Below are 24,359 nucleotides of genomic sequence, written 5' to 3'. Positions count from 1 at the left end.
CGTCCTCAGGCCATCATCTTGCGGGCGAACATCGAGGCCGCGAACAGGACGGCGGCGCCCGCGGTGACGAGGCTGATCATCAACATCCGCCGCGGCTCGACCGAGGATTGCGCCTTCACCGGCTCGACGATCGGGCTGAAGAACTCGATCTGCCTGGCGGCGACGATGCGGGCCCGCTCGTGGGCGGTCAGCACCTGCTGGTAGTACTTCTCGGCGTTCTTGCGGTCGTTCTCGAGCCCCTCGAACCGGGTCAGCGCGTCCGACAGAAGGCGCTTCTGCTCAGGGTCCTGGCTGGCCGATTGCCGCTCGATCTTGGCGATGTTCTCGTCGAGATCCTTGATCTGCTGCTTGATGTCGATGATCCGGCGCGATTCCGGGCCGAGGTCGCGCTGGCCGATGGCGAGCTGGACCGCCAGGTTGATGCGGGCCGCCCGCAGCTCGGACACGACCTTGAGGTTGGCCTCGTTGGACTTCTGCGCGTCCAGCACGCCTTCGCGATTGCGCAGGTCGCGCATCGCCAGGCGGATCTTGGTCATGCGTTCCTCGGCGAGCTTCAACTCGCGCGTGCTCTCCGCGACGGCGTCCTCGCGGGACTTGACGCTGAGGTCGTTCACCATCCGCTCGGCCTCCTTCATCACCGCCTGGGCGATGGCGAGGGACTCGCTCGGGTCGAAGGCCTCGACCTGGAGCGACATGATGCCGGATCCGGATTCGACTTCGATGCCGACCCGGCGCTTCCAGTAGCGGAGGAACTTCTCGATCGGCTTATCGGGATCGAAGCGGGAGAAGTAGTCGATGCTGTCGCGGCTGAACCACTCGCGGATCGGCAGCTTCGACTCGATGATCTCCAGCATCGGCCGGCTGAGGATGTACTCGTAGGTGATCAGCGTGTCCTGGGCGACCATCTGATTCGAGACGCCCGACGAGGTGCCGACCGAATCCGGCGTCGCCTTGTCGGCCGTGCCGAGCGCCGGGCGGATCGCGAACCGCGCCTCGCTCACGTAGCGATCCGAGGCGATCAGGCCGAAATACAGCGCTCCGGCCAGGGCCGGCAGCACGAAGCAGACCACGAACAGGATCGGGATCCAGGGGTCGTTCTTGACGTGGCTCTGGTAGGACCGGATGCCCTTCTTGCGGTCCACGAACCGCGACATGCGGGCGATCTGGCGCAACGATTCGGTGATCGCCTGCTGCCGGTCCGCAGTGGTGACCGGCTGCCCCTCGGCTTTCCGGATCTCCATGTTCATGACGTGATCCCTGGCCTCCACGGCCCCCACGGTCCGCCCGTCGCCGGGCCCTCGACCGCGCCGAAACGCTCGTGTCGCACGCCTCTCTCATGAAGAGGCGGCAAAAGCATGTCTTCCCCGGTCGGGTCGATCACGCGTTGAGGCGCCGATAGACCTCGATGGCGTCGTTGACGTCCTCGTAGATGATCGCCCGCCCGTTGAGCAGGACGAGGCCCTGCGTGCACCATTGGCGGATCGTCTCCATCGAGTGCGAGACCATGATGATGTCGGCGTTCTTGCGCCGCTGCGAGAACACCTCGTCGCAGCGCTTGGAGAAGCGCGCGTCGCCGACCGAGGTGATCTCGTCGATCAGGTAGCAGTCGAACGGAATCGCCATGCTCATGCCGAAGGCGAGCCGGGCACCCATGCCGGACGAGTAGGTGTAGATCGGCACGTCGAGGTAGCTGCCGAGCTCCGAGAAATCCTCGACGAAGTCGAGCACCCGGCGCGGATCCTCGCCGTAGATCCGGGCGACGAACATGACGTTGTCGCGGCCGGTCATCTTGGGATGGAAGCCGCCGGCGAAACCCAGCGGCCACGAGATCCGCAGGCCGCGATGGATCTTTCCGCGGGTCGGATCCTCGGTCCCGGCGATCAGCCGCATCGTGGTCGACTTGCCGGCGCCGTTGATGCCGAGGATGCCGTAGGAGATGCCGGGCTTCAGGGTGAACGACACCTGCTCCAGAATCGTCCGCTTGTGGCCGTCGGTGCGGTAGACCTTGCTGACTTTCTCGAAACGGATCACCGAGTGGTCTCCAGGGCGGGTTGCCGAAACGCCGGCCCGTGCTGTCTGGCTGACCGGCTCCTGCCCCCGGAAAGCGGCGAATCTGAGAAGACCGGGCGCCGGGCCGACCGCGCCCGTAGGGGAGCCGGATGAGGGCCCCGGCTTCACCGTGATCCCGAGCGCAGCATGGCGACCTGGGACAGCCCACGGGTTTCAAGGCTGGGCTGATCGCCGGGGCGCCCGGCTTCCCTCGGGATGACGACGCGGGCGGATCGGCCCTCCGTTGCACGCCACCGTGCTCCCAGCGGGTGATACGATTGATCTGCAACAAAATGCCAATTTGAACCCTTGCGGTTGACGTTACTCGGTATCTGGCATACCAGATGCCAAGACGCACAGCGAGACGCGGCTAGGGGCTCCGGACCATCCGGAACTTTAGCGCCGTATCCGCAGGGAGACCGCAATGCCGGACCCGAGCTTCGTTCGTTCCGACCAATACAGCATCTCGACCGTCGAACATCGGCAGCGCAGGGGTCGGACTGTCCATGGCCGGCGCTGAGACCGTGCTCGACCGTCCGCCCGCGGACGATCTCGCGGGCTTCGTTGCGGCCATCGGCGATGCCGTGGTGGTGGCGGATCCGGAGGGCGCGATCACGGTCTGGAACCCCGCCGCCGAACGGATCTTCGGCTTCACCGCCGCGGACGCCCTGGGGCAGACTCTCGACCTGATCACGCCCGAGCGGCACCGGCGCCGTCACTGGGACGGCTACGCCAAGACGATGCGGACCGGAATCACCCGCTACGGAGCGGAGACCCTCCGGGTGCCGGCAATCCATAAGGACGGCCACCAGCTCTCCATCGCCTTCACGGTCGGGATGATCCGGGATGCGTCGGACCAGGTGACCGGGATCGTTGCGGTGATCCGCGACGAGACCGAGCGCTGGGCCGAGGAGAAGCGCCTGCGCCAGCGGGTGGCCGAACTCGAAGCCCTTCCGAACGGATCCTGAATACCAAACGGGACCGTCCGAAGACCGCAAACCTCACCGTGCATGGGAGAACGCCAGATGAGCAAGCCGTTGGATGGGATCAAGATCATCGACTTCACCCACGTCCAGGCCGGTCCCGCCTGCACGCAGCTGCTGGCGTGGTTCGGCGCGGACGTGATCAAGGTGGAGCGGCCGGGCTCCGGCGACGTGACCCGCACGCAGCTGAGGCACGTCGAGGATGCCGACGCGCTCTACTTCACGATGCTGAACTCCAACAAGCGCTCGCTGACGCTCGACACCAAGACCCAGGCCGGCAAGGAAGTCCTGGAGAAGCTGATCCAGGATTCCGACGTGATGGTCGAGAATTTCGGTCCCGGAGCGCTCGACCGGATGGGCTTCTCCTGGGCCCGCATCCAGGAGCTCAATCCCGGGATGATCCTGGCCTCCGTGAAGGGCTTCTCCGACGGGCACCATTACGAGGACCTGAAGGTCTACGAGAACGTCGCCCAATGCGCCGGCGGCGCCGCCTCGACCACCGGCTTCTGGGACGGGCCGCCCACCGTCAGCGCCGCAGCGCTCGGTGATTCCAACACCGGCATGCACCTCGCGATCGGCATCCTCACGGCGCTCCACCAGAAGAACAAGACCGGCACCGGCCAGAAGGTCGCCGTGTCGATGCAGGATTCGGTCATCAACCTCTGCCGGGTGAAGCTGCGCGACCAGCAGCGCCTCGACGCGCTGGGCTACCTCGAGGAATACCCGCAATACCCGCACGGGGAGTTCTCGGACGTGGTCCCGCGCGGCGGCAACGCCGGCGGCGGCGGCCAGCCCGGCTGGGTGCTCAAGTGCAAGGGCTGGGAGACCGACCCGAACGCCTACATCTACTTCACGATCCAGGGCCATGCCTGGGCGCCGATCTGCAAGGTGCTCGGCCGGGAGGAGTGGATCACCGACGCCGCCTACAACACCCCGCGGGCCCGGCAGGACAAGATCTTCGATATCTTCAAGACCATCGAGGAATGGCTGGCCGACAAGACCAAGTTCGAGGCGGTGGACATCCTGCGCACCTACGACATCCCCTGCGCGCCGGTGCTGTCGATGAAGGAGATCGCCGAGGACAAGTCGCTGCGCGCGAGCGGCACCGTGGTCGAGGTGCCGCATCCCAAGCTCGGCTCGTACCTGACCGTCGGAAGCCCGATCAAGTTCTCCGACATGACCGTCGAGGTGAAGGCCTCGCCACTGCTCGGCGAGCACACCGACGAGGTGCTCACGGGCCTCGGCTACAGCGCCACGCAGATCCAGGCGATGCACGAGGCCCGCGCGGTCTGATAAGCGGCTCCCGACCTCTAATCCTGAAGCGGGACGGCGCACCCTGCGCCGTCCCGTCTCGTGTGCGAGATCCGGACCCGATGCGATCCTTGCTCAGCCGCCTCCTTCCGGAGCTGACCCCCGTCAGCCAGCGCGAGCGGTTGCGCTCGGCCGCCGGCGCCCTGCTCGGGATCCTGGCCACCGGCCTGGTCTGCCGCGCCGCGATCGGGCCCGCGGCCGCCCCCGTGCTGATCGCCCCGATGGGCGCCTCGGCGGTCCTGCTCTTCGCGGTGCCGGCGAGCCCACTGGCACAGCCCTGGTCGATCCTCGGTGGAAATTTCGTGGCTGCCCTGGTCGGCGTCACGGCGGCTTTGTGGGTGCCGGACCCGTTCGTGGCTGCGTCCGTCGCCATCGGGCTGGCGATCGCCCTGATGATGGCCCTGCGCTGCCTGCACCCGCCGAGCGGCGCCGTCGCCCTCACGGCGGTGCTGGGCGGCCCGGCGATCCGGGAGCTCGGCTACGGCTTCGTGCTCTGGCCGGTGGCGGTCAACTCGCTGCTGCTGCTGGCCACGGCCCTGCTGTTCAACAATCTCACCGGCCGCGCCTATCCCCACCTGCGCCCGGCCGGCCCGCGCACCGACGACCCGGCCCCATCCTCCCGCCTCGGCTTCCTGGCCTCGGACCTCGATGCGGCGCTGGAGGATTTCGACCAGCTGCTCGACGTCGACCGCAGTGACCTGGAGCAGATCCTGCGGCGGGTGCAGATGCGCGTCTACGGGCGCCGCCCGGGGCAGACCACCTGCGCGGCCATCATGTCCCGGGACGTGATCGGGCTCGCGCCCCACGATTCCCTGGCGGAGGCCTTGCGGCTGCTGCGCCGCCACCGGATCAAGGCCCTGCCGGTCACGGACGAGCGCGCCCGGGTACTGGGGATCGTCACGCAGACCGACCTGCTCGACAAGGCCGCCTGGGACCGGAGCGGCCCGCGGCTCGGCCTCGGCCGCCGTCTGCGGCTGACCGTGGAGCGCGGGCGCGCCCCCCATGGCTGCGCCGCCGACATCATGACCGCGGTCGAGCCCGTGACGCCGGACACGCCGCTCACCGATCTGGTGCTGCGGATGGCGGAGGCGGCCCTGCACCATCTGCCGGTGGTCGATCCGGATGGCCGGCTCGTCGGGATCGTGTCGCAGACGGACCTGATCCCGGCGCTCATGGCCGATGCCGGGGCCGGCGATCCGGCCCGGGCCAGCAGGCCCGTGGACGCCGTCCCGGCCTGACCCGCCCGCTCAGCCCTTCTTGACGTTCCAGAATACCGGCACGCCGTCGAGCACCCCGGTCACCGAAGGCTTGTACGAGGTCTGGTTGAAGTACTGCCCGAGCGGCAGGTAGGGCACGTCCGCGAAGGCCTGCTTCTGCAGGGCGTCCGCCAGCGTCTTGCGCGCGGCGGTATCGGGGGCGTCGAGCCAGTCCTGGCGGAGCGTCTCGAGCTTCGCGCTGGTCGGCCAGCCCACCGGCGCATCGGCCCCGGTCCCGCGCAGGAAGGCGCTGACGGCCGGGTTGGCCTGGTCGAGCCCGGCCCAGAAGGTGCAGAAGACGCTCCAGCCGCCCTGGGCGATCGGGTCGCGCTTGGCCCGCCGCTGGACCACCGAGCCCCAATCCATGACCTGATAATCGACGTTGAACCCGGCGCGGGTCAGCATGTCGGCCGCCACGTCGGCCAGCGCCTTCAGGCTCGGGAAGTCGGAGGCGCCCATCAGCACCACCTTCTCGCCCTTGTAGCCGGCCGCCGCGAGCGCCTTCTTGGCGGCGTCGAAGTCGCGCTTGCCGGTCAGCACGTCGAGGCCGGCCTCGCTCGCCATCGGCAGACCGGGACAGAAGAAGCCGGTCGGGACGTGCCTCAGCTTCGGGTCGTCGCCGGTCACCGCCTGCATGAAGTCGGTCTGGTCGACCACCTTGAGCAGCACCTGACGGATCGCCGGGTTGTCGAACGGCGGCAGCAGCTGGTTCATCCGCAGGCAGCCGATTAGCCCGGTCGGGTCCTTGATCGAGGTCTTCAGGCTGCCCAAGGTGGGCACGAGGTCGGCGGGCGGCTGCTCCCACCAATCCATCTCGCCGGTCTGCATGGCCGAGGCGGCGGTGGCCTGATCGGGGATCACATGCCACTCGACCCGGTCGAGGAACGCGCGCTTGGGACCCGAGGTCCATTGCGGCTCGCCGCCGTCGCGGGGGACGTATTTGTCGAAGCGCTCGTAGACGACGCGGGCGCCGACCATCCGCTCGTCCGCCTTGAACCGGAACGGGCCGCTGCCGACCATCTCGGTCACCTGCGTGAACGCGTCCGTCTTGGCGAGCCGCTCCGGCATGATGGCGCAGATCGGCGAGCCGACCTTGCCGAGCGCGTCGGGCAGGAGCGGGAAGGGCTTCTTCAACCGGAACTGGATGGTGCGGTCGTCAGGGGCCGAGAGCTCGTCCGTGTAGGCCATGAGCGTCTGGCCCATCGGGTCGCGCTTGGCCCAGCGGCCGATGCTGGCGACGCAATCGCGGGCCAGGACCGGCGTGCCGTCGTGGAAGATCAGCCCCGGCCGCAGCGTCAGCCGCCACAGCTTGCCGTCGTCCTCGACGACGTGGCCGGCGACCATCTGCGGTTGCGCGGCGTAGCTGGCATCGGTCCCGAACAGCGTGTCGAACACCGCGAGCCCGTGGTTGCGGGTCACGTAGGCCGTCGTCCAGATCGGGTCGAGCACCGTCAGGTCGGCCTGCGGGATGAACTTGAGAACCCGGGAGGCCGTGCCTTGCGCCAGCGCCGGGGCGGCGAGCGCCGCGCCCGAGAGGGCCACGAAGGATCGTCTGGTCAGCATGTCGGCGCACCTTTGAGGTGAATATCGCCGAAGCTTAGCACGAGGCGGGCCATGGGGAGGGGCGGGCGGTCGTTTCTCATGTGCAGGCTAAAAGCATTACTTTGCCGACAGATGAGCGCTATGGCCCGGCCCACTTGCATACCCCTCCCCCCTCTGCGGGGGAGGGTGGCCCGCGAAGCGGGTCGGGAGAGGGGAGCGCCGCTTCCGGACAAGGTGCGACGGGTGCCACACCCTGCACCGTCGCGCTGCCCCTCTCCCGACCCGGCCTGACGGCCGGCCCACCCTCCCCCGCAGAGGGGGGAGGGGGCCCGCGGGTCCTCAAGACGGGTTTTGTCCAGCCGACCTCACACCGCCTTCTTCTTGATCCCGCTCTGCGGGTTGAGGCTGCCGATATTGCCGCTCTCGCTGCCGGCGGCCGGGTCGATCACGGCGTTGATGAGCGAGGGCCGCCCGGAATCCATCGCGGCGTTGACCGCACGGGTCAGCTCGTCCGGCGAGGTGACGTGATAGCCGTCGCCGCCGAACGCCTCCATCATCTTGTCGTAGCGGGAATCCTTGACGAACACCGTGGTGGCCGGGTCGCGCCCGGTCGGGTCTGAATCGGTGCCGCGGTAGATGCCGTTGTTGTTGAACACGACGATGCAGATCGGCAGCCCGTACCGGCAGACCGTCTCGACCTCCATGCCGGAGAAGCCGAAGGCGCTGTCGCCCTCCACGCACAGGACCGGCTTTCCGGTCTCGATCGCGGCGGCGACGGCGAAGCCCATGCCGATGCCCATGATGCCCCAGGTGCCGACATCCAGGCGCTTGCGCGGCTGGTACATGTCGATGATGCCCCGGGCGAGGTCGAGGGTGTTGGCGCCTTCGTTGACCAGGATCGCGTCGGGCCGCTCCTTCACGATGGTCCGCAGGGCGCCGAGCGCGGCATGGAAGGTCATGGGCGAGGCGTTGCTCATGAGCTTGGGCGCCATCTTGGCGATGTTCGCCTCGCGCTTCGCCTTGAGCGTGTCGATCCAGTCGGCCGGGGGCTGCTGCCAGCCCTGGCCCATGCCGTCCAGCAGCGCCTGCACGCAGGACGCGATGTCGCCGACCACGGGCGCCACGATTTCGACGTTCGAATCCATCTCGCGCGGCTCGATGTCGATCTGGATGAACTTGGTCGAGCCCGGCTCGCCCCAGCTCTTGCCCTTGCCGTGCGACAGCAGCCAGTTCAGCCGGGCGCCGATCAGCAGCACCACGTCCGAATCCTTCAGCGCCGTCGAGCGTGCGGCGCCGGCCGAGAGCGGGTGCGTGTCGGGTAACAGGCCCTTGGCCATGCTCATCGGCACGTACGGGATGCCGCTGGTCTCCACGAGGCTGCGGATCGCGTCGTCGGCCTGGGCGTAGGCGGCGCCCTTGCCGAGCACGATCAGCGGACGGCGGGCATTTTTCAGCACGTCGAGCGCCCGGGCGATGGCGTCGGGGGCAGGGCGCTGGGCCGGAGCCGGATCGATCACCTTCACCAGCGACTTCCGGCCGGCCTCGGCCTCCATCACCTGCGAGAACAGCTTGGCCGGCAGGTCGAGATAGACGCCGCCGGGCCTCCCCGAGCAGGCCGCACGGATCGCCCGGGCGACGCCGATGCCGATATCGGCGGCGTGCAGCACCCGGAAGGCCGCCTTGCACAGGGGCTTGGCGATGGCGAGCTGGTCCATCTCCTCGTAGTCGCCCTGCTGAAGATCGACGATCTCGCGCTCAGAGGAGCCCGAGATCAGGATCATCGGGAAGCAATTGGTGGTGGCGTTGGCCAGCGCCGTGAGGCCGTTCAGGAAGCCCGGTGCCGAAACCGTGAGGCAGATGCCCGGCTTCTGGGTGAGGAAGCCCGCGATCGCGGCGGCGTTGCCCGCATGCTGCTCGTGCCGGAACGACACGACCCGTATCCCCGCGGCCTGGGCCATGCGGCCGAGATCGGTGATCGGGATGCCCGGGACGCCGTAGATCGTCTCGATGCCATTGAGCTTGAGCGCGTCGATGACGAGGTGGAAGCCGTCGGTGAGATCCGGCTCGGCCTCGACCTCGGGGGCGGTGTGGACGATCTTTGCCAGTGCGGTCATCGCGGTGTCTCCCGGAAATTCGGCTTCGGTTCTGGCGTTCCGACCCGGTGCAGGCTCCGGGCCATCGGTGTGTCGCGGGTATCGGGGTGGCTCAGACCACCCGGATCGGCTGGACGGCGAGCGCCGCAGGATGCTCGGCCTCGGCGAGGTAGCGGGCGCGCAGCGGCCGCAGCAGGAAGATCGCGAGCGCGGCGGCGGCGACGTTGAGCCCGATGATCAGCGAGAACACCGCCGACCAGCCGTAGGCCGCCGACAGGAGGCTGGCGAACGGCACCAGGAACGCCGCGGTGCCCTTGGCGGTGTAGAGCAGGCCGGCATTGCTGGCGGCGTATTTCGATCCGAACGTATCCCCGCAGGTCGCCGGGAACAGCGAGTAGATCTCGCCGAACACCCCGAAATAGACCGCGGTGGCGAACACGAACACCATCGGGTGGTGGCCGTAGGTGAGGAGCACGATCACCGCGAGCGCCGCCGTCGAGAAGGCGATGAACATCGTGTTCTCGCGGCCGATATGGTCGGAGACGTAGCCGAAGAACGGCCGGCCGAAGCCGTCGAAGATCCGGTCCAGGGAGATCGCCAGGGTCAGCGCCGCCATCTGGAGGCCGAACAGGCTCACCGGGACGCCGGCCACGTGGAAGTCCTGGGCGATCGGGGCGATCTGCGCCGCCGCCATCAGGCCGCCCGAGGCGACCATGACGAACATCGCGTACATCACCCAGAAGACCGGCGTGCGCACCGCCTCGCGGGGGCTGCGGTCGACCTTCGTCTGCGGCAGGCGCAGGCTCTTGCGCTGGATCGGGGCGGCGGAGACGGGCTTACGCAGCAGGAAGGCGAGGGCGAGCACGATCGCACCCTGGCCGATCCCGAAATACAGGAACGCGTCCTGGTATCCGCTCGTGGCGATCATCCGGGCGATCGGCACGACCGTGATCGCCGCACCCGCGCCGAACCCGGCCGCGGTGGCGCCGGCGGCCAGGCCGCGGCGATGCGGAAACCACTTCAGCGCGTTGCCCACGCAGGTGCCGTAGACCGAGCCGGCGCCGATTCCGCCAACCACCGCGCCCAGGTAGAGCAGCGCCAGGCTGTCGGCGTAGGCGTCGATGGTCCAGGCCAGGGCGATCATGACGCCCCCGAAGGCGACCACGAGGCTCGGACCGTAGCGATCCACGAACCAGGCCTCCACGGGCACCAGCCAGGTCTCGGTGGCGACGAACAACGTGAAGGCGAGCTGGATCGCCGCCCGCCCCCAATGGTAGCGTTGGTCGATGGGATCGACGAAGAGCGTCCAGCCGTATTGCAGGTTGGCGATCATGGCCATGCAGATCACGCCGAAGGCGAGCTGCCACCATTTCGCCGACGGCGAATCCTGGCGTTCCATCCCTGAGCCTCTCTCGTGGGCGGCGCGTCCTTGAGCCGGCGCGTCTGTCTCGTGCCGGCTCAATCATGCATATTCGACCCAGGCATGCAATATACCAGACCGTGAAGGCTTCGGCTCGCTGTCAGTCTCGGAAATATTGTTCCATCGACATCAGGCCGGCGTGGGACCCCAACTGCCGAGCGTCGGCTCGTCCGCCGGGACCAGCGTCTCGTCCAGTTCCGGAATCCCAGATTGATCCTCGGGGATCCCGATCACCGCCCGGGCCGCGTCCCAGTCGGGATCGCCGTCGGCGTCCGCAAGGGCCTGGCGATCCAGGCCGGTGACCCGGCCGCGGTCGAGGCGCAGGAACACGCGACCGGTCTCGGCGCGGGCGAACCGGACCGCGTCCATCCTGCGCAGGCAGTCGCGCAGGAAGCGCGTGTTGGCGCCGGCTGCCAGATCCACCCCGCGAAACACCGCGTCCGGGGCGCGCGCGAAGATGTCGACCTTGCGGAAGCGCTCGACGTCGATCAGCCCCTTCACGTCGAGGATGTTCAGGACGCCCCCGGCCCCGAACGCGATGGTGCGGGGGCGCTCGCCCTGCGGCACGCTGTTGTCCAGAAACTCGCAGACGACCTGCTTGTCCCGGGCGAGCGCCCAGTTGAAGAACAGGCGCGGCATGCCGGTATAAGCCTCGACGTTGTGGGCCAGCAGGTCCTCGACCGCCTTGAACCGGCCGAACTGCTCGCCGCGTTTGTAGGCGCGCTCCACCGTGTCGGCCGGCGGCGTGACCATGAATTGCATGTAGACCCGCTCGCCGAATCGGGTGAGCAGCTGGCCGCCGCCATCCGAGCCGGCCTCGGCCTGGAAGCTGTCGAACCGGAAGCGGTCGATCAGCAGGTTCGAGATCCGCCGCTCGGCCGCCTTGCGGGTGACGTAGCGGTCGAGCTTCATGTCGATCATCTCGACCTCGTAGCCGGTGAGCGTGCCGGCATACCGGGTTGCCGGTCCGAGGCTGTCGTAGTCGAGCAGGAACTTGCGCCAGACGTCCGGCGTGATCACCGCGAAGTCGGACCACGCCATCCCGAGGCGGCGCGCCAGCCCGAGCTGGTAGGGTCGGATCGTGCTCTTGCCCGAAGCCGAGGCGCCCTTGACGTTCATCACCACCGGGTGGGCCTGCGGAGCGAGCCGCCGGTAGCCGCGGGCCTCGACGACGGCGGCGATCCAGGGCTCGATCAACTCGCCGATGCGGCGGCTGCCGTAGCCGTTCGAGACCAGGGTCCCGGCGATGCCGCGCAGCAGGGCGGGATCGCGGATCAGCGTGTTCTGCCGGGCCAGGATGCCGGAGACGACGCTGCGCAGGGCCTCGCAGGCGGCGATCTCCAGTCCGTCTCCGGCCAGCATCGCCCGGCTTTGCCAGGCTTCGAGATGGTTGAGCGCCCGGGTGGCCGGATCCTGGCGGGGCGGTGTCCTCGGCGGCGGCGGGCGGCGCCCGAGCAGCCGGTCGAGCCATCCGGGCTCCGGCGCGGCCGGGGCCGGCGGGTCGTCGAGGATCGCGGCGATCTCGCGCCGGAGCACCGCGTCGGCCTCGGCACGCAGCGCCGCCAGCGCCGCCTCGACCTCGCCGAGCCGGGGCTCGACGCCTTCGCGCAGGATTGCCGACACGATCGACCGGAAATTCACGCCCAGATCGGCGTAGACCTCGCCCACCGGCACCGACAGGTCGGACATGACCCGGATCAGCACCTCGTGGACGACCAAGCGCCATGGCTTGATCCGGGTGAGCTGGCGGGCCGGCAGCCCGCACAGGTCGCTCATCTCCAGCGCGTCGCGCAGGGGCGTCTCGACGTGCTCGGGCCGGTAGACGGTGATCAGCGGCGTGAAGGCGGCCGGCAGGTCGGACTGGACGCCTGGATTCCAGGGGCCGGCAGCTGTTTCCGGTGAGCTGGCTGCCGCTTCCGTCATCCGCGCGTCTCCCTTTCCCTTCTGCGGGTCAGGGCGGCCCCTGCCTTGGCAGGGGTCGGGAGAGGGGCGGGGCGACGGTTCAGGACTTCACCTCTGGCGCACTCTTTCCGGACGCGGCGCTCCCCTCCCGACCCCCGCCGCAGAGGGGGAGGGGGATGCGCGGCGGAGGGCACGAACCGGGCATACAGCCCCCGCTCTCCGCCACGCCAAGACCCTAGAAGACCTTCTGGAACCAGCCGTGCGAGTCCTCGGTCGTGCCGCGCTGGATATCGACCAGCATGCCGCGCAGCCGGCGCGCCACCGGGCCCGCCACCGCGTCGCCGATGGTGAAGTTGTCCTCGCGGCCCTTCACGGTGCCGATCGGGGTGATCACCGCGGCGGTGCCGCAGGCGAAGGCCTCGGTGAGCCGGCCGGCGCGGACGTCGGTGCGCCAGGCGTCGATCGTGTAGGGCTCCTCCTTCAGGGTGAGGCCAGCTTCCCGGGCCAGGGTGATCACCGAATCGCGGGTGATGCCGGGCAGAATGCTGTCGGAGAGCGGCGGGGTCTGCAGCGTGCCGTCCGCGAAGACGAAGAACACGTTCATCCCACCGAGCTCCTCGATGTAGCGGCGCTCGGCCGCGTCGAGGAACACCACCTGCTCGCAGCCCTGGCGCGTGGCCTCCGCCTGCGCGGCGAGGCTGGCGGCGTAGTTGCCGCCGCACTTGGCGGCGCCGGTGCCGCCCGGCGCCGCCCGGGTGAAGTGCTCGGAGACCCAGACCGTAACCGTGCCGGTCGGATCCTTGAAGTACGAGCCCACCGCCGAGGCGATGGTGATGAACAGGTATTCCGAAGCCGGCTTGACGCCCAGGAACGCCTCGTTGGCGATCATGAACGGCCGCAGATAGAGGCTGCCGTCGGGCGTGTCGGGGATCCAGGCGCGGTCGATCTCGACCAGCTTGCGCATGGCCTCGACGAACGCGTCCTCGGGGAACGGCGCCATCGCCATGCGCTCGGCCGAGAGTCGGAAGCGGCGGGCGTTGGCATCGGGGCGGAACAGGGCCGCGCCGCCATCGGCGGTGCGGTAGGCCTTGAGACCTTCGAAGATCTCCTGCGCGTAATGCAGCACCGCGGCGGCGGGATCGAGCGGGATCGCCTCGCGCGCCTGGATCCGCGCGTCGTACCAGCCGCGGCCGGCCGAGTACCGGGCCACCACCATGTGGTCGGTGAACACCTTGCCGAAGCCCGGATTCGTCATCAGCGCGGCCCGCTCGGCGTCGGTCCGGCGGGCGGGATGGGCTTGGGTCTCGAACGTCAGGTCGCTCACGGTAGGGTCCTCATAGACACAAGCCCTTATGCCGCGCTCCCGCGGATGAATCTACGGAGCGTGCGCATGGCTCATGCGGCGCATGTGTCGTGCCGCCTACTTGTGTGGGCGTGGCCTCACGCGGTCGGCGTCGGATCCGATAGCTGCATCCGGTGCAGGCGGGCATAGGCGCCGCCGGCCGCGATCAGGTCGTCGTGCCGCCCTGTCTCGATCACCCGGCCGGCCTCCATCACGGCGATCCGGTCGGCCTCCCGCACCGTCGAGAGGCGGTGGGCGATGACCAGGGTGGTGCGCCCGCGCATGAGACGCGTCAGCGCCGCCTGGACGAGGCGCTCCGATTCCGAATCGAGCGCGGAGGTCGCCTCGTCGAGGAGCAGGATCGGCGCATCCTTCAGGAAGGCCCGGGCCAGGGCGATTCGCTGCCGCTCGCCGCCAGAGAGGCGGTTGCCGGCCGGCCCGACCCGGAAATCGTAGCCCTCCGGCAGGGCGGTCACGAAGTCGTGGGCGGCCGCGGCGCGGGCGGCCGCCTCGATCTCGGACCGGCTCGCCCCGGGGCGGCCGAAGCCGATATTGACCGCGATCGTGTCGTCGAACAGCACGACCTCCTGCGAGACCACCGCCACGGCGGCCCGCAGGGAGGCGAGCGTCACGGCGCGCACGTCCTGCCCGTCGATGGTCACCCGGCCGGCGGTGACGTCGTAGAGCCGCGGCACGAGGTTGAGCAGCGAGGACTTACCGGAGCCCGAGCGCCCGACCAGCGCGGTGGCGGCGCCGGCGGGGACCGTGAGGTCGATCCCCTCCAGCGCCGGGGCGTCCGGGCGGTAGCGGAACTGCACGCCCGCGAACCGGATCTCCCCCGCGGTGACGACGAGCGGCGCCGCATCCGGCGCCTCGCGGATCTGGGGTGCCTCGTCCATCACATCGAAATAGCGCCGCAACGCCGCCGCCGCCTCCTGCAGGATGGCGTTGAGGTTGCCCAGTGCCCGGGCCGGCTGGGCGGCGAGCAGGAGCGCCGCCACGTAACCGGTGAAATCGCCGACCGTCCGCTCGCCGGACAGCACCCGCTGCCCGACCAGCACCAGAACCCCCGCCACCGCGATGCCGCCGCCCACCTCCAGCAGCGGGTCGAGGCGCCCGCGGGCGTTGGCGGCCTTCATCTTGAGGCGGCGCACCTCGTCCAGTGCCTGCGCGGCCCGGCCCTTGAGGTAGCCCTCCATGGCGTAGGTCTTGGCGACCCGGGCGCCCTGCAGGCTCTCGGAGATCAGGCTGGCGGTGGCGCCCATCTGCTCCTGGGTGGTGGTCGAGACCCGCCGGAGCTTCTTGCCGATCCGACCGATCGGGCCGGCCACGAACGGCACCGTGAGGCCGGCGACGAGCGTCAGCACCGGGTCCATCCAGACCAGCGCCGCCACGAGGCCGATCAGCATCGCGATGTCGCGCAGCAGGACCGTGGAGATGCGGGTCAGCGCCTCCTTGATGAAGGCGAAATCGGTGGTGAAGCGCTGGGTCAGCGCAGCTGGGCTCTCGCGGCCGAGCTGGGCGAGGTCGGAGTCGATCAGGTGGCCATAGAGCGCCGCCTGCATGTCGGCCTCGACCCGGGTCACGACCCGGTTGGTCAGCACCGTCTGGCCGAACAGGGAGAACCCGCGCAGCGCCGTGACCACGATCACGACGAGCGGCCCGTAGGCGATCGCCGCCGCGTCCTTGCGGTCGAAGGCGTCGAAGGCGGCCTTGATCAGGGCCGGGTACAGCCCGGTCGAGCCGCCCACCAGCGCGATCAGCACCAGCACGACGGCGAGCGTCCCGCGGTGGGGATAGAGCCAAGTGCGCCACAGCCGGGCGAGGAGGGGGACGGTGTCGCCGGGCAGGCGCGCCATGGAGCTTACCGGTTCGGGCCTTTCACCGGGCTCCTTTGGCAAGACCCGCGGCGGCAGCGGTTTGCAGCCGCTGCCGCCGCGGATCAAGTTTTTTGGTTCTTCTGGATTTTTAGATTTTTAGGTTTTTGATCGGGCGCCGTGCCGTCAGCGGTCGTCGCCGCCAGGGCCGCGCTCGCCGTCGCGGTGGTGATGCCAGCCGCCGTGGCGATGGCCGCCCATCGGGCGGGCGAGGATCATCGCGCGCCGCTTCTGGCCCTCGTCGAGGCTCGCGTAGAGCGGCTGCGAGGCGTCGGCGAGCTTGCGCAGGGCCTCGCCCCGGGCGGTCGTGGCGTCTGCCATCGCCCGCAGGGCGGCCGGCGCGTCGTCGGCGATCTTCGGACGATCGCGCATCGCCGCGCGCCGCTCCTGGCGCAACTTCACCATGTCGCGCAGGGCGGCCTCCACCGGCGGCCACAGCTTCTCCTGGTCGGGATTGAGCTTCAGCCCGGCATGCAGGCCGGCGATCCGGGCATCCGCGAAGGCGGCCCGATCCTCCGGGGTCAGGGCGCTCCAGCGCCCGTGGCCCCGCGCGCCGTCAGGACCGCGGTCATGCGCTGCGGCCGCGCCGACGAGGCCGAGGCCGAGAACACCGGTGACGAGAAGGGCGGCACTCAAACGTCCAGTCATGGCATGCTCCATCTTACGCTCGGCTGCCGCGGCGATGACCCGGCGGCGGCCCACGACCCGCATCAGGGGCCCCCCCGTGTATCCCGCTTGTGTATGTAACATTGTTACACTACAGGCTCGCTGGCTCCGGTGGATTGGGAGGACGACAGGTGCGCGGGACGGTTCGGTTGGCGTGGCTCGCGGGCCTCGCCCTGTGGCTCGGCGTGTCTCCCCCGGCCCGGGCGGCCCCGGACGGCGAGAAGGTCCGCGCGGTGGCGAGCTTCTCGATCCTGGGCGACCTCGTGCGCGCGGTCGGCGGACCCTACGTGGCGGTGACCACCCTGGTCGGCCCGGATTCCGACGCGCACGGCTTCAGCCCGTCCCCGGCCGACGCCAAGAAGCTCGCAGGAGCCGACATCGTGTTCGTCAACGGCCTCGGGCTGGAGGGCTGGCTCGATCGGCTGATCCGGGCCTCGGGCACCCGCGCCCCGGTCGTCGTCGTCTCCGCGGGGGTGAAGACCATCGCGGCCGTCGACGATCACGCGCATGCGGAGGACGGGCACGACCACGGCACCCACGCGGTCGATCCGCATGCCTGGCAGAGCGTCGCCAACGTGCGGATCTACGTCGCCAACATCCGCGACAGCCTGGCGAAGGTCGATCCGGCCCATGCCGACGCCTACCGGGCGGCCGCCGAGGCCTACACGGCGGAGCTCGATCGTCTCGACACGGCGGTGCGACAGGCCGTGGAGAAGATCCCCCCGGCGAACCGCCGGATCATCACCACCCACGATGCGTTCGGCTACTTCGCCGACGCCTACGGGCTGCGCTTCATCGCGCCCCAGGGCGTGTCCACCGACAGCGAGGCGAGCCCCCGGGACGTCGCGACGATCATCCGGCAGATCCGCCGGGACAAGGTGCCGGCGGTGTTCCTCGAGAACATCAGCGATCCGCGCCAGATGGAGCTGATCGCGCGGGAGGGCGGCGCCCGGATCGGCGGCAAGGTCTATTCGGACGCCCTGTCTGGTTCGGACGGGCCGGCGGCGACCTACCTGGACATGATGCGCTCGAATCTGCGGGCGTTCGACGCGGCCCTGGCCCCGGGCTGAGCCGCCGGAGCCGCGGCTTATGCACCCCGATCCGCCCCGGTGCTTCAACCGGCGCGTGCGCAAGCCCGCATTCTTTCCCGCCCCGGGAATGACATAGCGTAAACTGCCGGTTAAGAGGCCGCCTCTACCCTGAAACGAAACGGGTGCCAGCCGATCCTCGTACCCGGGGGCTCGGGCCCTTGGGGCCTGGCGAGATCGCGTGGCTCGGAGATCGCGTGGCTGGGATATTGCGTGGCTTGGGGGCCTGACCGCTGGCGCTTTTATCGGCTCGTGGGGCGCGAGGCCGCGCGGACCCTCCGTGCCGTCGGCGCCAGCCTGACCGCCTCGCCCGACATCCTGACGCGGATGCGCGTAACCGGGCTGGTGATCGCCCCGCAGGACCTGCGCACCTCCGACGCGACCTTCGCGGACGACATCTATTCCGGCCTGTTCGTCTTCGCCGGACGCTCGCTGGCGGCGAGCGGCGGCTCGCCCTTCGACTACGCGGCGCCCTCGCTGGAATGGGCCGATGAGCTCTACGGCTTCGGCTGGCTGCGCCACCTCCGGGCGGCCGACACCGCGCTCGCCCGGGCTAATGCCCGCGCCTTCGTGGCCGATTTCATCGCTGGCCGGGGCGATGCCGCGCTGGCCCGCCACACCCCGGTGGCGGCGCGGCGGCTGATCTCGTTCCTGTGCCAGTCGCCCCTCGTTCTCGAGGGCGCCGACCACACCTTCTACCAGAACTTCCTCAAGGCCATCGCGCGCAACGCCCAACAGCTCGAGCGCGACCTGCGGCGGGGCGTGCCGCCGCAATGGCGCCTGAGCGCCGCCGTGGCGCTCTGCTACGCCGGCCTGTGCTGCGACGGCATCCAGCCGATCCTGCGCCGGGCGACCCGCATCCTGTCGCGGGAGCTCGACCGGCAGATCCTGACCGACGGCGGCCACCGCTCCCGCGACCCGCGCTACGCCATGGAGCTGCTCCTCGATCTCCTGCCCCTGCGCCAGAGCTATCTCAGCCGCAGCGTCGAGCCGCCGGCCGCGCTGCTGCGGGCGGTGGACCGGATGCTGCCGCTGCTGCGGCTCCTGCGCCACCCGGACGCCTCACTCAGCCACTTCAACGGCATGGGCGCCACCGATGCCGACCATCTCGCGACGCTCCTGGTCTACGACGGCGCGCTCGCCCGGCCGATGATGCACGCGCCGAATTCCGGCTACGAGCGCCTGGAGGGCGGCCGGGTCATCGTGGTCGCCGATGTCGGCAAGAGCCCGCCGCTGCCCTACTCGCTCAACGCCGGAGCGGGCTGCCTCGCCTTCGAGATGTCGAGCGGGCCGCAGCGCATCGTGGTCAATTGCGGCCTGCCCGCCAGCGGGCCGGACCTGCGCCTGCTGGCCCGCTCCACGCCGGCCCATTCCACCGCCAGCGTCGCCGACGCGTCCTCTTGCCGATTCCTCACCGCGACCGGGTGGTGGGGCGAGCGCCTGGCGGCCGCGTGGCTGATCCGCCGGCGCGGCGCCGTGGTCCTGCGCGGTCCCGCCGCCGTCGCGTCCGAGCGGGTCGAGGAGGCCGACAGCGTGATGCTCGCCGCCCGGCACGACGGCTACGCCCCGGATTTCGGCATCGTGCACGAGCGGCGCTGGCAGCTGTTCCCCACGAATACCCGGCTCGAAGGCCGGGACGCGTTCCTGCGCCAGGGCAAGGCCCGGGTGCGCGGCCACGACGTGGCGATCCGCTTCCACCTGCATCCCGGCATCGCCGTGCGCGGGGTGCCGGATGGGCTCGAACTGGCCTCCGCGCTGGGCGAGGTCTGGGTGTTCCGGGCGTCGGCCGCGGAGATCGCGATCGAGGAGAGCGTGTACTTTTCCGGCCTGACCGGGCCGCGCCGTACCGACCAGATCGTTCTGTATCTGCGCGTCTCCGACGACGTCGAGGTGCGCTGGAGCTTCGAGCGCCTGGCCTCGGCGCCGATGCGGGGCGCCATCGCGCCCTGACTGGGGCGGCTGGCCCCCCGCACCGGTTCCATGCTACCGCGCGCCGAAATCACAAGGTTCGGCAAGCAGCTATGGCGCACGATAAGGTGCGGGTCTCCCGCGCGCTCCTCTCGGTCTCGGACAAGGCCGGCCTCGTCGATTTCGCCCGGGCGCTGCATGCCCGCGGCATTGCGCTGATCTCGACCGGCGGCACCCATCGCGCCCTTCAGGAGGCCGGCCTGCCGGTCACCGAGGTCGCCGACCTGACCGGCTTCCCCGAGATGATGGACGGGCGGGTGAAGACCCTGCACCCGGCGGTGCATGGCGGCCTGCTCGCCATCCGCGACAACCCCGAGCACCAGGCCGCGCTCGCCGCCCACGGCATCGGGGCCATCGACCTGCTGGTGGTGAACCTCTACCCGTTCGAGGCGACCATCGCGGCCGACAAGCCGGAGGCCGACTGCATCGAGAACATCGACGTCGGCGGCCCGGCGATGATTCGCGCGGCCGCCAAGAACCACGCCGACGTCGCGGTCGTCACCGACGTCTCGGATTACCCCGCGGTGCTGGCGGCGCTGGAGCAGACCGGCGGCGCCATCGGGTCCGAACTGCGCCGGCATCTGGCCCAGAAGGCCTTCGCCCGCACCGCTGCCTACGACGCCGCCATCGCCAACTGGATGGCGGTCCAGTTCGGCACCGAGACGCCCGGCCAGTTCCGCGCCTTCGGGGGCGCGCTGGCGCAGGGCCTGCGCTACGGCGAGAACCCGCACCAGTCGGCCGCCTTCTACCGGGCGCCCGGGAAGGTCCGGGCCGGCGTCGCGACCGCGCGCCAGCTGCAGGGCAAGGAGCTGTCCTACAACAACTTCAACGACACCGATGCCGCCTACGAATGCGTCGCCGAGTTCGATCCGGCCCGCGCCGCCGCGGTGGCGATCATCAAGCACGCCAATCCCTGCGGCGTCTCCGAGGGGGCGAGCCTGCTCGAAGCCTACGAGCGGGCGCTGAGCTGCGACCCGACCTCGGCCTTCGGCGGCATCGTCGCGCTGAACCGGACGCTCGACGCGGAGGCCGCCCGCCGGATCGTCGAGATCTTCACCGAGGTGATCATCGCCCCGGACGCGACCCCGGAGGCCGCCGCGATCGTGGCCGCCAAGAAGAACCTGCGCCTCCTGCTGGCCGGCAGCCTGCCCGACCCGCGGGCGCCGGGCGAGACCGTGCGCACCCTCTCCGGCGGGCTGCTGGTCCAGGGCCGCGACGCGGTCGTGGTCGACGACATGCCGCTCACGGTCGTGACCAAGCGCGCGCCGAGCGAGGTCGAATTGGCCGACCTCCGCTTCGCCTACCGGGTCGCCAAGCACGTGAAGTCGAACGCCATCGTGTACGCTAAGGGCGGCGCTACCGTGGGAATCGGGGCGGGCCAGATGTCCCGGGTCGATTCCTCGCGCATCGCCGCCTGGAAGGCCGCCGAGGGTGCCAAGCGCCTGGGGCTCGCCGACAGCCTGGCGGTGGGATCCGTCGTGGCCTCGGACGCCTTTTTCCCGTTCGCCGACGGCCTGCTGGCCGCGGCCGAGGCGGGGGCGACGGCGGTGATCCAGCCGGGCGGCTCCATGCGCGACGCCGAGGTGATCGCGGCCGCCGACGAGGCGGGCTTGGCCATGGTGTTCACCGGCCACCGTCACTTCCGTCACTGACGGCCCCGATCCGGCAGAGATCGCGACGTTCGCGCAAACGACGGAGCGGTGGTTCGCCGCCGCCGCTCCGGGGGCGGTTCGGCGTTAACGCTTTGCGGAGAAACGTGCGCCGCTGCGAAGGCTTGAGACGCGGCGGATGCGCCCGCCGGTAGCTTGCCGACCGATCTATTGGCGCAGCCTCGACCAGCGACAAGCCGGTCTAGCAGAATCGATTTTACAGAACAGAATAATAGATAGCCGAATACGCGGCATTTGACACGATTTGCGTCGGATCTATCCGGGGCTTGATATTTTGGCGCCCGGGCGTCATGAAAAATTTGCCGCTCGACGGAACTTTGTCGTCGGACTACGCGCTCTCTTCATGGATCGCGTGTGCGGTGCCCGTGGCATTGGGCTTCGGAGCCCCCATTTCGGGGATGTTGTTTCAGTGTCCTGCGCTGAACAACCTTGGGCCAGGTGACGCGATGTTACTCGCTGCAGTTCTGTTCGTGATCGGATTGCTGATCGGCTGGGCTTATACCATGCTGGTCATGATCGCGACGTCGTTTCTGATCCTGGTCGGCGCCGTGCTTCTGTTCGCGTTCGGCCCCGGTCTCGACCTGCTCCACGTGCTGATCATCCTCGGCTATCTCACCGCGCACCAGTCCGGATACCTGTTCGGAGCCTATTGCAGCGGGTATTTCGACGGTAAACGCAACCGCCAATCGCCGCTACCATAGCCAGACCGGACCGCCGGCGAGGTTGTAGATAAGCGCCCAGACGGCAATCATGGTTGTGTTGGCACCGATAACTGCGACGAGCGGCGGCCTGCGTCCGGCCCTGCGATGTAAGTGCGTCACAGCCTCGTCCACGATCCGTTCCCTCTTGTGTCTCAAAGCGTATCGAAGACGGAAGAGAACCGCTTTTGGTTCCACCAAGACTGATTCTTGATCGGCAACAAGCGGTTGTCAGCATACAACCTGTGTGTTTGTGTCGGCCGACTTCGGAGCTGCCCGTACCATTGGGTGCAAAATAATAATAGCCTTTTCGTGTCCGAATTCGCGGCAATGCCAATCTTGAGGCTGGCCGTCCCTTCTTCATGAGGCGGGATCCTCAATAGGCTGCCGATCAGCCAGTACCGAAGTTGTCGGAGCGGATGCGTGACGAAGCGCACCGGAGGCAGCAGCCCCCGAGCCCGCCCGCGCAGGTCCCACCGCGACCCTGGAAACGAAAACACCCGGACCGCGTCGGCGGCCCGGGTGTCGTCACCTGAGGAGGGTCGTGGGTCGGATCAGGTATCGGCGAAGATGTCGCGATCCTTGGTCTCGGGCACGAAGATCAGCCCGATGACGACCGTCGCGACCGCGATGACGATCGGGTACCAGAGGCCGTAATAGATGTCCCCGGTCTGGGCCACCATGGCGAAGGCGGTGGCCGGCAGCAGGCCGCCGAACCAACCGTTGCCGATATGGTAGGGCAGGGACATCGAGGTGTAGCGGATCCGGGTCGGGAACAGCTCCACCAGCATGGCGGCGATCGGGCCGTAGACCATCGTCACGAACACCACGAGGATGAACAGCAGGCCGATCACCTGCGCCACCTGGGGCCGGAAGATGTCGAACGGGTTCGCCATCTTGACGATGTCGGCGTCGCCGGCCTTCGGGTAGCCGGCCGCCTGGAGCGCAGCGGTCACGGCCTTGTTGGCCTCCGGCGCGCCGCCCTGCGGATAGGCGATCTCGGTGTCGTTCACCCGAATCGTCGCGGGCTGGCCGGGGGCGCCGGGCGCGGTGGCGTATTTCACCGAGGCCTTCGACAGGAAGTCCCGGGCGAGGTCGCAGGGCGCCGTGAACACCCGGGTGCCGACCGGATTGAACAAGGTCCCGCAGGCGGCCGGGTCGGCCGAGACGGTGACCTTCACGTTCTCGATCGCGGCTTCGAGCTTCGGGTTGGCGGTGGCGGTGATGCCCTTGAAGATCGGGAAGAACGTCGCCGCCGCGATCGCGCAGCCCGCCAGGATGATCACCTTGCGGCCGATCTTGTCCGACAGCCAGCCGAACACCACGAAGAAGCCGGTGCCGAGCAGCAGCGACCACGCGATCAGCAGGTTCGCCGTGTAGCCGTCGACCTTCAGGATCGATTGCAGGAAGAACAGCGCGTAGAACTGGCCCGTGTACCAGACCACCCCCTGGCCGGCGACGAGGCCGAACAGGGCGATGATCGCGAACTTGGCGTTCTTCCACTGGCCGAACGCCTCGGTGAGCGGCGCCTTCGAGGTCTTCCCGTCCTCCTTCATCTTCTGGAAGGCCGGCGATTCGGACAGCTGCAGCCGGATCCAGACCGAGATGCCGAGCAGCAGGACCGAGACCAGGAACGGGATGCGCCAGCCCCACTCGGCAAAGGCCGCCTCGCCGGTGAGGCTCCGGGTCGCCAGGATCACCAGCAGCGACAGGAACAGGCCCAGCGTCGCCGTGGTCTGGATCCAGCTCGTGTAGAAGCCGCGCCGGCCATTGGGGGCGTGCTCGGCCACGTAGGTCGCCGCGCCGCCATACTCGCCGCCGAGCGCGAGGCCCTGGGCCAGCCGCAGGACGATCAGGATGATCGGCGCCGCGATCCCGATGGTGGCGGCGTTGGGCAGGATGCCGACGATGAAGGTCGACAGGCCCATGATCAGGATCGTGATCAGGAAGGTGTATTTGCGCCCGACGAGATCGCCGATCCGCCCGAACACCAGCGCGCCGAACGGCCGGACGATGAAGCCGGCCGCGAAGGCCAGCAGCGCGAAGATGTCCCGGGTCGCCGGCGGGTAGGCCGAGAAGAACTGGGCGCCGATGATCGCGGCGAGCGACCCGTAGAGATAGAAATCATACCACTCGAACACGGTGCCGAGTGAGGAGGCGAAGATCACCCGCTTCTCGGCCGAACTCATCGGCCTCGCGGCGTCCCCCGCCCGTGGGATCGCAGTTGCCCCAGCCATGACCCGGTTCCTCCCTGACGACACGTGCGGCCGATGGCGTCGGCTGCGAATCTACGGACTGCGGGCCCTGCACGGGGCGCAGATCACGTATGCGTGACTGTAAGGAACCTGTTGGTCAATCCGCAATCTGGCGGTGGGGCCGGTCATCAACATGGCGGCTTGCGGTGGGTGCGATCCGCCGCTCCGGCGCCGGCCCGGGCGCTCGAACGACGAAGGGCGCGGCTCGCGCCGCGCCCTCCGATCCGTCTGCGTCGGCT

17 protein-coding genes are annotated in these 24,359 nt (G+C 69.3%); 7 read left to right on the top strand and 10 right to left on the bottom strand.

Annotation, left to right across the window (positions count from 1 at the left end; translation table 11 throughout):
- Window positions 1-5: 5 nt before the first annotated feature.
- Window positions 6-1,247 carry a capsule biosynthesis protein gene (locus ACYQPG_RS27790; protein ID WP_147909970.1) on the bottom strand — a complete coding sequence of 414 codons (1,242 nt, stop codon included), beginning with the start codon at window positions 1,245-1,247 and terminating at the stop codon, window positions 6-8.
- A 130-nt stretch (window positions 1,248-1,377) separates the two neighbouring features.
- A complete protein-coding gene (locus ACYQPG_RS27785; RefSeq protein WP_147940952.1) occupies window positions 1,378-2,031 on the bottom strand; it encodes an ABC transporter ATP-binding protein in 654 nt (217 codons plus the stop codon).
- A 524-nt stretch (window positions 2,032-2,555) separates the two neighbouring features.
- Between ACYQPG_RS27785 and ACYQPG_RS27780 the strand changes: the two genes are divergently transcribed.
- The 3 genes from ACYQPG_RS27780 to ACYQPG_RS27770 all read left to right on the top strand — a co-directional run bounded on the left by ACYQPG_RS27780 (window position 2,556) and on the right by ACYQPG_RS27770 (window position 5,581).
- Complete coding sequence (locus ACYQPG_RS27780; protein ID WP_461232185.1) at window positions 2,556-3,017, top strand: PAS domain-containing protein; 462 nt, start codon at window positions 2,556-2,558, stop codon at window positions 3,015-3,017.
- 57 nt (window positions 3,018-3,074) lie between these two features.
- A complete protein-coding gene (gene frc / locus ACYQPG_RS27775; protein ID WP_147909969.1) occupies window positions 3,075-4,325 on the top strand; it encodes a formyl-CoA transferase in 1,251 nt (416 codons plus the stop codon).
- 80 nt (window positions 4,326-4,405) lie between these two features.
- Complete coding sequence (locus ACYQPG_RS27770; protein WP_147909968.1) at window positions 4,406-5,581, top strand: HPP family protein; 1,176 nt, start codon at window positions 4,406-4,408, stop codon at window positions 5,579-5,581.
- Between the two features lie 9 nt (window positions 5,582-5,590).
- Here ACYQPG_RS27770 and ACYQPG_RS27765 read toward each other — a convergent pair whose 3' ends face one another.
- From ACYQPG_RS27765 to ACYQPG_RS27735, 7 genes are all read right to left on the bottom strand, one after another.
- Window positions 5,591-7,162 (bottom strand): ABC transporter substrate-binding protein, encoded by a 1,572-nt coding sequence (locus tag ACYQPG_RS27765; protein WP_419830730.1) that lies wholly within the window; start codon window positions 7,160-7,162, stop codon window positions 5,591-5,593.
- 344 nt (window positions 7,163-7,506) lie between these two features.
- The gene (gene oxc / locus ACYQPG_RS27760; protein ID WP_461232184.1) at window positions 7,507-9,255 is read right to left on the bottom strand and encodes an oxalyl-CoA decarboxylase; all 1,749 of its coding nucleotides are present in this window, start codon (window positions 9,253-9,255) and stop codon (window positions 7,507-7,509) included.
- A 91-nt stretch (window positions 9,256-9,346) separates the two neighbouring features.
- Complete coding sequence (gene oxlT / locus ACYQPG_RS27755; protein ID WP_147909848.1) at window positions 9,347-10,633, bottom strand: oxalate/formate MFS antiporter; 1,287 nt, start codon at window positions 10,631-10,633, stop codon at window positions 9,347-9,349.
- Window positions 10,634-10,783: 150 nt separating this feature from the next.
- Window positions 10,784-12,577: a DEAD/DEAH box helicase family protein gene (locus ACYQPG_RS27750; RefSeq protein ID WP_147909849.1), complete on the bottom strand. Its 1,794-nt coding sequence runs from the start codon at window positions 12,575-12,577 to the stop codon at window positions 10,784-10,786.
- Window positions 12,578-12,791: 214 nt separating this feature from the next.
- Window positions 12,792-13,880, bottom strand: coding sequence for a branched-chain amino acid aminotransferase (locus ACYQPG_RS27745; protein ID WP_461232183.1), 1,089 nt, complete (start codon window positions 13,878-13,880; stop codon window positions 12,792-12,794).
- Window positions 13,881-13,996: 116 nt separating this feature from the next.
- The gene (locus tag ACYQPG_RS27740) at window positions 13,997-15,757 is read right to left on the bottom strand and encodes an ABC transporter ATP-binding protein (RefSeq protein WP_461232182.1); all 1,761 of its coding nucleotides are present in this window, start codon (window positions 15,755-15,757) and stop codon (window positions 13,997-13,999) included.
- Window positions 15,758-15,901: 144 nt separating this feature from the next.
- Window positions 15,902-16,423 (bottom strand): Spy/CpxP family protein refolding chaperone, encoded by a 522-nt coding sequence (locus tag ACYQPG_RS27735; RefSeq protein ID WP_419831094.1) that lies wholly within the window; start codon window positions 16,421-16,423, stop codon window positions 15,902-15,904.
- Window positions 16,424-16,572: 149 nt separating this feature from the next.
- Between ACYQPG_RS27735 and ACYQPG_RS27730 the strand changes: the two genes are divergently transcribed.
- The 4 genes from ACYQPG_RS27730 (at window position 16,573) to ACYQPG_RS27715 (ending at window position 21,868) form a co-directional block, all read left to right on the top strand.
- A complete protein-coding gene (locus ACYQPG_RS27730; RefSeq protein ID WP_461232181.1) occupies window positions 16,573-17,511 on the top strand; it encodes a metal ABC transporter solute-binding protein, Zn/Mn family in 939 nt (312 codons plus the stop codon).
- Between the two features lie 231 nt (window positions 17,512-17,742).
- Window positions 17,743-19,479 carry a heparinase II/III family protein gene (locus ACYQPG_RS27725; protein ID WP_461232180.1) on the top strand — a complete coding sequence of 579 codons (1,737 nt, stop codon included), beginning with the start codon at window positions 17,743-17,745 and terminating at the stop codon, window positions 19,477-19,479.
- Window positions 19,480-19,550: 71 nt separating this feature from the next.
- A complete protein-coding gene (purH, locus tag ACYQPG_RS27720) occupies window positions 19,551-21,149 on the top strand; it encodes a bifunctional phosphoribosylaminoimidazolecarboxamide formyltransferase/IMP cyclohydrolase (RefSeq protein ID WP_461232179.1) in 1,599 nt (532 codons plus the stop codon).
- A gap of 308 nt (window positions 21,150-21,457) precedes the next feature.
- On the top strand, window positions 21,458-21,868 hold the full coding sequence (locus ACYQPG_RS27715) for a hypothetical protein (protein WP_461232178.1): 411 nt from the start codon (window positions 21,458-21,460) through the stop codon (window positions 21,866-21,868).
- A gap of 551 nt (window positions 21,869-22,419) precedes the next feature.
- On the opposite strand, the gene ACYQPG_RS27710 is transcribed toward ACYQPG_RS27715, so the two are convergent.
- Window positions 22,420-24,102, bottom strand: coding sequence for an MFS transporter (locus ACYQPG_RS27710; RefSeq protein WP_419830726.1), 1,683 nt, complete (start codon window positions 24,100-24,102; stop codon window positions 22,420-22,422).
- Window positions 24,103-24,359 lie beyond the last annotated feature (257 nt).

It is taken from the genome of Methylobacterium sp. CM6246 (genome assembly GCF_054818005.1).
This window is presented reverse-complemented; position numbering and strand designations above follow the sequence as displayed.

What these genes read in the sequence shown, in the direction of transcription:
- ACYQPG_RS27790 (WP_147909970.1), bottom strand. Translation starts at nt 1,247, where the DNA reads ATGAACATGGAGATCCGGAAAGCCGAGGGGCAGCCGGTCACCACTGCG.
- ACYQPG_RS27780 (WP_461232185.1), top strand. Translation starts at nt 2,556, where the DNA reads ATGGCCGGCGCTGAGACCGTGCTCGACCGTCCGCCCGCGGACGATCTC.
- frc (WP_147909969.1), top strand. Translation starts at nt 3,075, where the DNA reads ATGAGCAAGCCGTTGGATGGGATCAAGATCATCGACTTCACCCACGTC.
- ACYQPG_RS27770 (WP_147909968.1), top strand. Translation starts at nt 4,406, where the DNA reads ATGCGATCCTTGCTCAGCCGCCTCCTTCCGGAGCTGACCCCCGTCAGC.
- ACYQPG_RS27765 (WP_419830730.1), bottom strand. Translation starts at nt 7,162, where the DNA reads ATGCTGACCAGACGATCCTTCGTGGCCCTCTCGGGCGCGGCGCTCGCC.
- oxc (WP_461232184.1), bottom strand. Translation starts at nt 9,255, where the DNA reads ATGACCGCACTGGCAAAGATCGTCCACACCGCCCCCGAGGTCGAGGCC.
- oxlT (WP_147909848.1), bottom strand. Translation starts at nt 10,633, where the DNA reads ATGGAACGCCAGGATTCGCCGTCGGCGAAATGGTGGCAGCTCGCCTTC.
- ACYQPG_RS27750 (WP_147909849.1), bottom strand. Translation starts at nt 12,577, where the DNA reads ATGACGGAAGCGGCAGCCAGCTCACCGGAAACAGCTGCCGGCCCCTGG.
- ACYQPG_RS27740 (WP_461232182.1), bottom strand. Translation starts at nt 15,757, where the DNA reads ATGGCGCGCCTGCCCGGCGACACCGTCCCCCTCCTCGCCCGGCTGTGG.
- ACYQPG_RS27735 (WP_419831094.1), bottom strand. Translation starts at nt 16,423, where the DNA reads ATGACTGGACGTTTGAGTGCCGCCCTTCTCGTCACCGGTGTTCTCGGC.
- purH (WP_461232179.1), top strand. Translation starts at nt 19,551, where the DNA reads ATGGCGCACGATAAGGTGCGGGTCTCCCGCGCGCTCCTCTCGGTCTCG.
- ACYQPG_RS27715 (WP_461232178.1), top strand. Translation starts at nt 21,458, where the DNA reads ATGAAAAATTTGCCGCTCGACGGAACTTTGTCGTCGGACTACGCGCTC.
- ACYQPG_RS27710 (WP_419830726.1), bottom strand. Translation starts at nt 24,102, where the DNA reads ATGGCTGGGGCAACTGCGATCCCACGGGCGGGGGACGCCGCGAGGCCG.